This is a genomic window from Ignavibacteria bacterium (genome assembly GCA_016873845.1).
Classification (GTDB): Bacteria; Bacteroidota; Ignavibacteria; order Ch128b; family Ch128b; genus JAHJVF01.
The window spans coordinates 1-9873 of record VGVX01000088.1 but is presented as its reverse complement, the minus strand read 5'-3'; the positions used below and the strand labels follow the sequence as shown (position 1 = coordinate 9873).

The following is a 9873-nucleotide window of genomic DNA, read 5'->3' as shown; positions in this document are numbered from 1 at the left end:
GTCCGGATTTTTATGAGCAGACACAATTACTATTTGTTGATGACGAAGAACGAATACGGATAAATGTATTTGATTGGAGTACTGAATTTAAGAACATTATGCAGGAGGGTGGATTTGATTGCGTGATCGGGAATCCGCCGTATGGATTTCACCAAATTCATGGTGAATCTTTGAAGCTTTACTTTAAAAAAAGATATTATTCTTCGGAAGGAAGTTTTGAACATTATTTTCTTTTTTATGAAGCGTCCCTGAATATGCTCAAAGAAAATGGAATACATGGATACATTGTCCCAGTTACTTGGCTTACGATTCCTTCGGCAAAATCTTTGCGAAAATTTATACTCGATAATTATGCGATAGAGAAAATATGCTGGTTACCAGAATTTGTTTTTAAGAATGCGAAGGTAAATACACTTATAACCATCATAACTAGGACTAGAAAACAAAATATTTTGGTAGATATTTACGATACACTTGGATTTAAGATAGATCCGATTCAATCTCATAATTTTATTAAAGATTCATTTATAAATCAGAATTATTATATAAGTATTTTTTCAAACACTGATGAAAGTTATCTAATTAATAAGGTTTGGAGCGTTTCAAAAAATTTGAAAGTATATGCTAGACCTTGTTCAGGATACAACCCTTATGAGGTTGGAAAGGGATTAGATTTAAATGGTAAACCACATACAAAAGAAACTATATTAATAAAACCATATCATTCGGAGAAAAAATTAAATAAGGATTGGAAAGCTGAGATTATAGGAAGGGATTTAGGTAGATATTTTGTAAATGTGACTGGGAGAAGATGGATTAAATATGGCCCTTGGCTCGCAGCTCCAAGGAACCCGAATAATTTTAAAGGGAAAAGAATTCTAGTTCAGGAAATTACAGGAGGTAAAGATAGAAGGATAATAGCAGCTTTTTATGAAGGTGAGCTTTACCATAGTAGAGATGTAATTCCCATTAAATTAGAAAATGAATTACCTCATCCTTATTATATTTTGGCGATTTTGAATTCGAGATTAATATCTTGGTTTCATTTAAAGTGGAATCCTAAAGCACAAAAAGGATTATTTCCCAAAGTGCTTGTTTCAGATTTGGAAAAAATTCCTATTCGTATGATTGAATCAAATAAGGAGCAAAGTTTACATGACAAAATTGTCATACTAGTCAAACAAATTATGGACTTTGTTGAAAAAGAATCGGTAGTAAACATACCATCAGAAAAAGAAGCACTTCAGCGACAAATTAAAGCTATTGACAATCAAATAGACAAACTTGTCTATGAGCTTTATGGTTTAACAGAGGGGGAGATAAAAATTGTTGAGGAGAGTGTTAAATGAAAGTGAGAACGTTAAAAGATTCCATCCCGACATGTCGGGATGGAATCTTTTCTTCTGCTGACGATTGAATCTTTTTCGAACAAGTTTTGCAGAAATCCTTTGGCTTTATATCAATCTCATCTATGTTCGAAGAGGAGTGCATCACACAGTTCCAATCGCGGCAATGACGCAGACCAAAAGTATGTCCGAGTTCGTGAAAGATTTCTTTTTCGAGTCTATCTAATAATATGTGATCGTCGGTTGGCAGACCATAAAACTCTTGGTGCAATCTGCAAGTGCTTACAACAGCTGCAGTTCCGCTTAGCTGCGCTTCACCGAAAACGAAAGTTAATACCGGGACGTAAAGATCGTGATCGGTTACCAAAAGAATTTTGTCAAACTTTTCGTTGTATGAATGGAGTATTTTTTCGAGGATTTTCGTGGAGTAATATTGGTTCCTCGCAGGGGAGAAAAAATCTATAGCATTGAAATCAGAATTTAATAATTCCCATTCATGAGGAAAAATTCTTCTTAAATTGTCAACTATGCGAGATAACGCAGATCGATTTGCAAAATTGAGTAGAACGACGGCTGCTTTTAGTTTCATTACTCTTTTCTGAGTTCATACTTTTTAATCTTATTATAAAGAGTAACTCGGTCTATCTCAAGCGCGGCTGCTGCTCTTGTTACATTCCAATCATGCTTGAACAAAACTTTTTTTATGTGAAGTCTTTCAAGTTCAGAAAGAGAATCGGACATTCCTTTTGTGTTTTCAATTTTGAACGGGAGATTGTCTGCTTGGATTTCGGAGAATGTACCAACCACCATTGCCCGTTCGATTGCGTTTTCGAGCTCTCGGACATTACCAGACCAATTGTAATTCAGCAGAATTTCCATTGCATCTTTAGAAATGTCCTTTATCGGTTTGTTCATTAAACGTGAGAACTTATTTATAAAAAACTTTGCAAGAACAGGAATATCCGAACGTCTTTCTCTTAACGGCGGAACATAAATAGCGAAAACGTTCAATCTGTAGTAAAGATCTTCTCTGAAATTTCCCTCTTCAACGAGCTTTTCAAGAGGTTCATTTGTTGCTGAGATCAATCTAAAATTTACTTTCACTAGCTCGTTTCCACCTACCCGGTGGAATTGCTTAGATTCGATAACACGCAAAAGTTCAACCTGCATTTTTGGCGAGAGACTTCCGACTTCGTCTAAGAAAAGAGTCCCGCCATCTGCCATTTCAATTTTGCCCTTTCTTTTGTATTGGGCCCCAGTGAAAGCACCTTTTTCGTGTCCGAACAGTTCGCTTTCTAAAAGACTTTCGGCGAATGCACCGCAATTGACAGGAATAATCGGATAGTATTTTCTAGTAGAATTTATATGAATGGCTCGAGCAATCAATTCTTTGCCCGTTCCGCTTTCTCCGCGTATCATAACGGTTGTATCCTGCGGTGCAACAATTTGAATCAGCTCAAAAACTTTTTTCATTTCAGGACTTTCGCCCACAAGGTCTTCTAGATGCAGCATTTCGTCGATTCGAGATTTAAGAGCTATGTTTTCGCGTTTTAAGTTTTTGTGTTTAATAGCTTTTTCTATTAAATGAGAAAGCTCATCCGGATCAATCGGTTTTGTGACATAATCGAAAGCTCCATTTTTCAATGCTTGAACTGCCGTGGGGACAGAAGCATAAGCGGTAATAATAATAACCACACATTCTGGATCGACAACTTTAACTTTTTCAAGAAGCTCCAATCCGCTCATCTTCGGCATTTTGATATCTACCAGCATAATATCCCATTTATCAGGCTGAAGCATTTCGAGAACGTTAAACGCGTCTTCAGATACGTCAACTTTATATCCATCCTCTTCAAACCAATGTTTAAGCGATTCACGTACGACTTGTTCATCGTCTACAATTAAAATTTTTATTTCGTTGTTCATTTTAACCTCGACTAAGCTGATTCGGTAATTTTTTCAATTGGAAGTATAATCTGCATTTTAGTTCCTTCGCCAACTCGACTATCGACGTTGATTTTTCCTCGATGCTGTTCAACAATTCCGTACACAACCGAAAGTCCCAAGCCGGTTCCTTTCCCGCTGCTTTTAGTTGTAAAAAACGGTTCGAAAATTTTATCAAGATTTTCTTGAGAGATTCCGCATCCGGTATCTGCGATCTCAATCGTGACTTTGGTTTTATCAGGGATTATATCAACGCTTAAATTTCCGCCATTCGGCATTGATTCTACTGCATTAATCAAAATTGCAATAATTGCTTGGTGAAGCTGATTTTTGTCGCAATCGATTACGTACGATTTGTATAAGAATTTTTTGATCAAATTGATGTTATTGATCTTAAAATGATGAGAAACCAGTAGTATGCTTCTCTCAATGATATTCACAAGGTCATTTTTTTCAATAACGTTCTCCGATACTTTTGAAAATAAAAGAAGATTCTTAACAATGTTGCCGCATCTTTCAGATTCCGATGAAATGATCTCCAGGAACGGAACAACCTTATCAATTTCAACGTCCTCTCGGCGATTCTTCAGTTTCTTAATTACAAGCTTGCTGTATGTCAGAATTCCTTCTAAGGGATTATTTATCTCATGTGCAACCGTTGCCGAAAGTTTTCCTAAAGAAGCGATTTTTTCAATTTGAACAATATGCTCATATATTTCTTTTAGCTGATTTGTTTTTTCCTGCACTTTAAGATTTAGTGTTTCGTTCCAGTCTTTGATCTCGTTGTAAGCTTTGTTCAAGTTTTTAGACATTTCATTGAAATCAAGTGCGAGCTCCCCAAGTTCGTCTTTAGTTTTAATATCAAGAGTGTAGTCGAGATTCCCATTGCTGATAGCTTTTGCCCCTTTTATTAATTCGTTCACTCGCGTGTGAACCATCATCCAAATAAAGATTCCGGAAAAAATCGCAGTAAGAAATGTAATGATAATTGAAGAGATGATTAAGCCTCTTCTATTGATAGCAATCTGTTCGTCAATTGTAGCGAGCGACATTTGTACATCAAGAATACCGAGGATTTCAACATTAGCTGGATGAATATGACAAGGAGCATCCGAACATTCGGCTTCGTTCCTAATTGGATTTATTAAGCCAAGGATTCTCGACCCGGTTTCACTTTTAAAAATTCGAATTCGTTCTTTGTCGGTAAGATCGGATCGCGGCTGGGTAAAAAAATGACATGGATTGCAAGAGACAGAATTTAGATCGGCAGTAGTGAACAATTCTGGCTGCCTAGTTGAGAAAATAATCTCGCCGCGTTTATTATAGATTCGAATTGCATCTACTCCGGGCTCATCGCCGATGGTTTTAATAATTTGATGCACATCCTCGCGTCTGTTCAACAACATTCCGTATCGAGTAGAACGCTTAATGATGTCTCCGTTTCGGATTGTGCTCATCATAGCGAGGTCCATGACTTGCGATTCCTGTCGATTTATAGAGTAATAAGTATCGATTGTAAAAACAATCAGAAGGACGATTATAAGACTTATAAATAATCGGAAAGCAAGTGTCCTGTGAAGTGTGAGCCGGCTCCGCATTGTAAAAACCTTCTTTCTTATTACAAAGTTACCCAGGTTTCTAACTAATAGCAACGTGAAGATTAGAGATAAAAAAATCGGATTCCAAAACCCCTGCACATATCCTCTCTACAATTGGAATCCGATGATATTTTATCTAAAAAATATTAGTGTTTAATTTTTTCCCAATCTTTTTTGTAATTGAATCCAGCAAAAGTCGGACTTTCAGAATTGTGACATTTCTTGCAAATCTTTTCTTCGCCCGAGCCAATTATTAAACCTTTTTTGATTCCATCTTCTTTCTTTTCTTTGCCGTGCGAAGATTTATAAGCCGAGCCTGGTCCGTGACAAGCTTCGCAAGTAACTCCATCTTCTTTTTTGTTTGAAGCAAGCTGCCGATCTTTTTCAAAGTAACCCGTTGCATGACATTTTAAACATTCATCCGCTTCTGTTGGAGGATTTTTCAACCCTTTCTTTTTAGCGAGTTCTTTTGACTTTTCATTTTCTAGAGTTTTATAAGCTTCTGCATGTTTTGTCTTTAGCCACTTATCGTAAATCATATTTCCTTTTTGGCCTTTATGGCATGCGGAACAAATTTTAACGCCAGTGAATTTGTTATCTTGTGCTAGCGAATTGACTGCGGTCCCAATTAAAATGCAAAATAGAATAATCAAAGATAACGGGAGTAGTTTTTTCATAATATTTTCCTTAACTATTTTTTATTGAAGATAAGTTTTAGTAATTGAACATATTTTTTATTGCTAAGATGATCGTTTAAGTCCATCAAGAGTTCTCCGCCATCGAACATAGTTACACCCAACGCCGGATTCGAGATGAGTTTTTTAGAGAAAGCTTTAATAGTCAATAAATCTTGAGCGAGAAGATCTTTGAATCGCATTCCATTAGAAAAATCTATCGAATTTATTTTATCTGCAACGGTAATCTTCAAGAGCCAAACGCTATAAATGTCATCATAGAAAAATTTATTTGGATTGAGGAGCAAATCGGAATTGAATTCGAGAATTTCGCAATTTACCGGAGATGGAATAGATACGATCCCCCATTTTCCAATCACCCAAATTATCGGCTCTCCTTTTGTGATTTGACTGCCGACAAAAGGAAATTGAAAAGTGCTGATTCGTTTTATTAAGCTTTGAGCCAAATGGTCGATTCCGACATAAAAGGCTGCTTCTTCGATCTTTTTAATCCATACGTGGTTATTTGAAATTAACAAGTCAGATGGGACAACTCTTTTTGTGTCGAATTTCTTAAGAAGAATATTTTCTTCCTGTGCGTCCTTCGCAATTTGGAATTTATGTAAACCGCTTTGATCATGAATTGCTTGATCAAATGGACAATTCTCGCAGTCAAAATCGCGGTCGCAGATTTTGTAATCAACAAAACCGGATTCCATGTATATGCATTTGATTGACTTTGAGTTGGTCATAAAATAAATCTATTCCGTCATAAAAAATTCTTGTACTAAAGAATCCCAATTGTCTGGCGACATAATTTTCGCAAATCCGGAAATCGGCAAGCCGCCATCCTGCATCACCAATCCGAACTCGTTTGCTTCGGACATTTTTTCTTGAAGCATATCAATAGTGTTTTCACCCCAAGCGAGAGCGACTTTACCTGTAAGCAGATTCTTAAATTCAGATTTTGGCTTTTCAGGTTGAATTTTCATGATCCATCCATTTGTGTATGGTTCGTCGTTGAGCAGCCCTGGATTCTTAATAACGTCGCTGTTTAATTCAACAACTTTACCGCTTATCGGAGAAAGTATATCGATATTTTTTTTGTCAACATAAAGTCTCCAACCCTTCTCCCCCTGCTCAACTTTTTCTCCAATGGCAGGCAGGTGAATTTTATCAGCAATGCCCAATAATCTTTGTGCGAAATCGTCGACTCCAACTTTTATCAAGTTGTTTTCAGCTGGCAGCGCCCATGTGTGTCCTTGATGATAGAAATAATTCTTTGGCATTTTAAACCACTGGCTTAACGCACCGCGAATTTGGTGGAAAATCTCAGCACGCTGAATCATCGGTTCGGGTTTGGTGAGCAAGCGCCAGAAAAATACCAGAACTATCAAATATCCAATTACAAGTAAGTATTCAATTCCTTTTGTTTCAAAAATATCTATGTAATAGAAGCTTTCCATTTTAACGACTCCGATTTTTGAGTTACTGATTCGAGTTCACCGATTTGATCCTGACGTTTTGCCCAATCAGGCATATCGCTGAGTATCGGCATACGATTAACGATCCATCTAAAGACCCAAATTTCTGCGCTGATTACTGCAAGAGTTACAACTATCTCTCCCCATGTCGGATAGTATCTTACTGCTTCATACCATTTGAAGGCAATTACAGAAACATTCAGCCGATTGAGTATTATTCCAATAAGTGTAAGAACGGCACCAAATTTTATAAGATTGATTTTTTTACTTTGATATCCTTCTATAAAAATAAAACATGGAATAGCAACAAAGACAATCATTTCAACTAAATACCATAATCCCCATCCTGAATTAAGATATGTCCAATGTTGCCCGTGTACAAAGACCAGCGCTTTCAAAAAAATGTAAACGAACATCGCGCCAGCGCAGATTTTTGCCAAACCGATAACAATATCATTATGTGATCTATGAATCTCCTCGCTTATTCTATGTTTAAAAACTTTATGGCTTATCGATCCTTCGAATATGACCATTGACAAACCGGCAAAAACACTTGATACTAAAAATAGTATGGGAATAAATTCAGTATACCACAGCGGATGTATTTTCGCTTTTGCCATCAGGTAGAGCGCACCAAGTCCTGATTGATGGAGCGTTGATAAAGTTATTCCAAAAATTACAGCGCCGAGAGTTAATCCTGCCAAAACTTTTCTTGTTTTTTTCCATCCTAGCCACTCAGCAGCAGCAGGAGAGAATTCAATAAACTCAGCGAGCATATAAAGTAAAAAGTGCCACGCAACAAGAAACAAAACTGAACTGACGCCAAATGAATTTCCTATGATTGGATTAATAACATTCCATGGTCTTCCAAGATCCAGAAGGAGTGCGCCAGCATAAAACACATAAGCTAAAAATCCATTTAATACAGTCACACGGATTATTGGATGATATTTTTCATCTCTCATTATGTAAACGATAAAAGTCAAAACGTAAGCACCGCCGGCAAAAGCAACTCCAGTAATAACATCAAAACCTATCCATAATCCCCAAGGATATTCCTGAGATAAGTTTGTTATTGTTCCTAATCCAAAAGCAAATCGTATCACAAGCAATACGGCACCGGTTAACATTATAATTCCAGTAATTATATTAAAAGGCGTGAACACTTTTCCTTTCGGTTTTAGTTCTGAAAAAAAGAATTTGAAAAATCTTTTTAATTCTGAAATCATAAACGACAAAGATTTTTTATTAGTGTCCATTTCCGCCCTCGCCTTCAGTAAATGTTTTTTCCCGTTTAGTTGAGTTGCTTAATGCAAGCAGAAATGCTGGGAAGAGAGTTAGGATAACCGGAACTCCATATAAGAATTCTTTAGTAAATTCCGGATATGCTTCTTCGCCAAGGTCAGTTCTGAACTTAAAATTCTCAAAAGACACAGAAGATAAGTAGAGAACTCCGGTTCCACCGACTTCATGTTCGCCGTAAATATGTTTTACATATGCGTCAGGTTCGGAATATATTCTGTTATTCGCCTCATGAATTAAGTCGCTTCTCTTTCCAAAAACTATTGCTTCATTCGGACAGTTCTCTGCGCAAGCAGGGATTTCTCCTTTTGCTAATCTTTCCCAACACATAACGCATTTTGAGATTTTTGGATTAGCACTAAAGTACTCAAACTTTGGAATATCAAACGGACATGAAATCATACAGAACCGGCAGCCCATGCATTTACTCCCATCCCATACAACGGGCCCTTCTTTTGTTTTATGCATTGCTCTGGTTAAGCAAGCAGCGGCACATGCAGGCTGGGCGCAGTGCATACATTGTTCTTTAACGTATATTTCGTTTTCATCGATAACAAACTTGTTTACAACAGTTAAAGAATTCTCAGAAGTTTTTCGGTGTGAGTTAAAAAGTTTGTCGCTGTCATCTGAAGGTTCCGGATATCCATTCGCTTCAGCGCAGGAATATTCGCATGATCGGCAGCCGAGGCATTTAGTTGTATCGATAAGAATTCCCATCATTTCAATTTTTTCTGATGCTTTGGCATTTCTCCCGATGAAACTAGCTCCTACGGCAGTACCGACTGTGGCTAAAAAATTTCTTCTATCCATTAAATTTCTCCATACAATAATTTTCTAACAAAAATTTTGGACAGTTTTTATTTCAAAAACTCTTTTTCAAATTTTTTGATTGTTTCTTGGTCAAAGAAATCAAGCACGCCTTCGCTGATATTTCCGCCATCGTAGAGTGTAACACCCACAAGTTCAGCTTTAGGCGAAAGAGAAGATAAAAAATCTTTGAAGCGGGAAAGTTCATTCTTCATCCACGAAATAACTTCATCGCCAATATGAAGCGAGAGCAGATTTTCTTTTAAATTGAGCGGCTCGACATTCACTATCCAGTCATCATCATAAGGCGATTCCTTAAATCTTGCTGCATCTTCAATCAGATCTTTATTGACTGATATTATTTTTCCATCAAGTGGAGAATAGATGTTTAGCGATTTGCCGTTCAAATCGATTTGGGCAATTACTTCACCTTTTTTTACAAGCTGACCCGTTCGGCAAACATTCACTATTTTAAAGAATCCGAGTGCTTTGTTTAAAAGATCATCAATACCAATTTTTGCATTTCCATTTGTTTCGATTTGCACCCAGTTGTGATTTTGGGAAAAATAAATTCCTTTTGGAGTAAGAATAGAATCTTTTGAAAATACAGCATAGCTATGAGATTTTGGAACAGCTATTGCTTCATCTCGTTTTTTTTCACGGACTTTTGTAATTATCAAACCAACAGTTATGGTGATAAGAAACATTAACGCGACTA

At 36.8% G+C, this 9873-nt stretch carries 10 protein-coding genes; 1 reads left to right on the top strand and 9 read right to left on the bottom strand.

The features are described 5' to 3' along the window. Positions 1–1349 (top strand): hypothetical protein (locus FJ213_11995; protein ID MBM4176874.1); only part of this gene is annotated, 1349 nt, incomplete at its 5' end. Here the strand turns inward: FJ213_11995 and FJ213_11990 are convergent. From FJ213_11990 to FJ213_11950, 9 genes are all read right to left on the bottom strand, one after another. Continuing rightward, the gene (locus FJ213_11990; protein MBM4176873.1) at positions 1342–1935 is read right to left on the bottom strand and encodes an archaemetzincin family Zn-dependent metalloprotease; all 594 of its coding nucleotides are present in this window, start codon (positions 1933–1935) and stop codon (positions 1342–1344) included. The genes FJ213_11995 and FJ213_11990 overlap by 8 nt on opposite strands. Then, positions 1935–3272: a sigma-54-dependent Fis family transcriptional regulator gene (locus FJ213_11985; protein MBM4176872.1), complete on the bottom strand. Its 1338-nt coding sequence runs from the start codon at positions 3270–3272 to the stop codon at positions 1935–1937. Before FJ213_11985 ends, FJ213_11990 begins: the two co-directional genes overlap by 1 nt. 11 nt (positions 3273–3283) lie before the next feature. Beyond that, positions 3284–4888: a HAMP domain-containing protein gene (locus tag FJ213_11980; protein ID MBM4176871.1), complete on the bottom strand. Its 1605-nt coding sequence runs from the start codon at positions 4886–4888 to the stop codon at positions 3284–3286. A 146-nt stretch (positions 4889–5034) separates the two neighbouring features. Further along, entirely contained in the window at positions 5035–5565 is a 531-nt protein-coding gene (locus tag FJ213_11975) for a cytochrome C554 (GenBank protein MBM4176870.1), read from the bottom strand. 14 nt (positions 5566–5579) lie between these two features. Next, positions 5580–6314 (bottom strand): hypothetical protein, encoded by a 735-nt coding sequence (locus FJ213_11970; protein MBM4176869.1) that lies wholly within the window; start codon positions 6312–6314, stop codon positions 5580–5582. A 9-nt stretch (positions 6315–6323) separates the two neighbouring features. After that, positions 6324–7028, bottom strand: a complete 705-nt coding sequence (locus FJ213_11965) for a glycine cleavage system protein H (protein ID MBM4176868.1) — start codon at positions 7026–7028, stop codon at positions 6324–6326. Next, the gene (hybB, locus tag FJ213_11960; protein ID MBM4176867.1) at positions 7007–8305 is read right to left on the bottom strand and encodes a Ni/Fe-hydrogenase cytochrome b subunit; all 1299 of its coding nucleotides are present in this window, start codon (positions 8303–8305) and stop codon (positions 7007–7009) included. The genes FJ213_11965 and hybB overlap by 22 nt, the downstream gene beginning before the upstream one ends. Next, positions 8295–9158, bottom strand: a complete 864-nt coding sequence (locus tag FJ213_11955) for a 4Fe-4S dicluster domain-containing protein (protein ID MBM4176866.1) — start codon at positions 9156–9158, stop codon at positions 8295–8297. Before FJ213_11955 ends, hybB begins: the two co-directional genes overlap by 11 nt. A 47-nt stretch (positions 9159–9205) precedes the next feature. Further along, positions 9206–9873, bottom strand: a 668-nt coding sequence (locus FJ213_11950) for a hypothetical protein (GenBank protein MBM4176865.1), incomplete at its 5' end; no start/stop codon positions are given.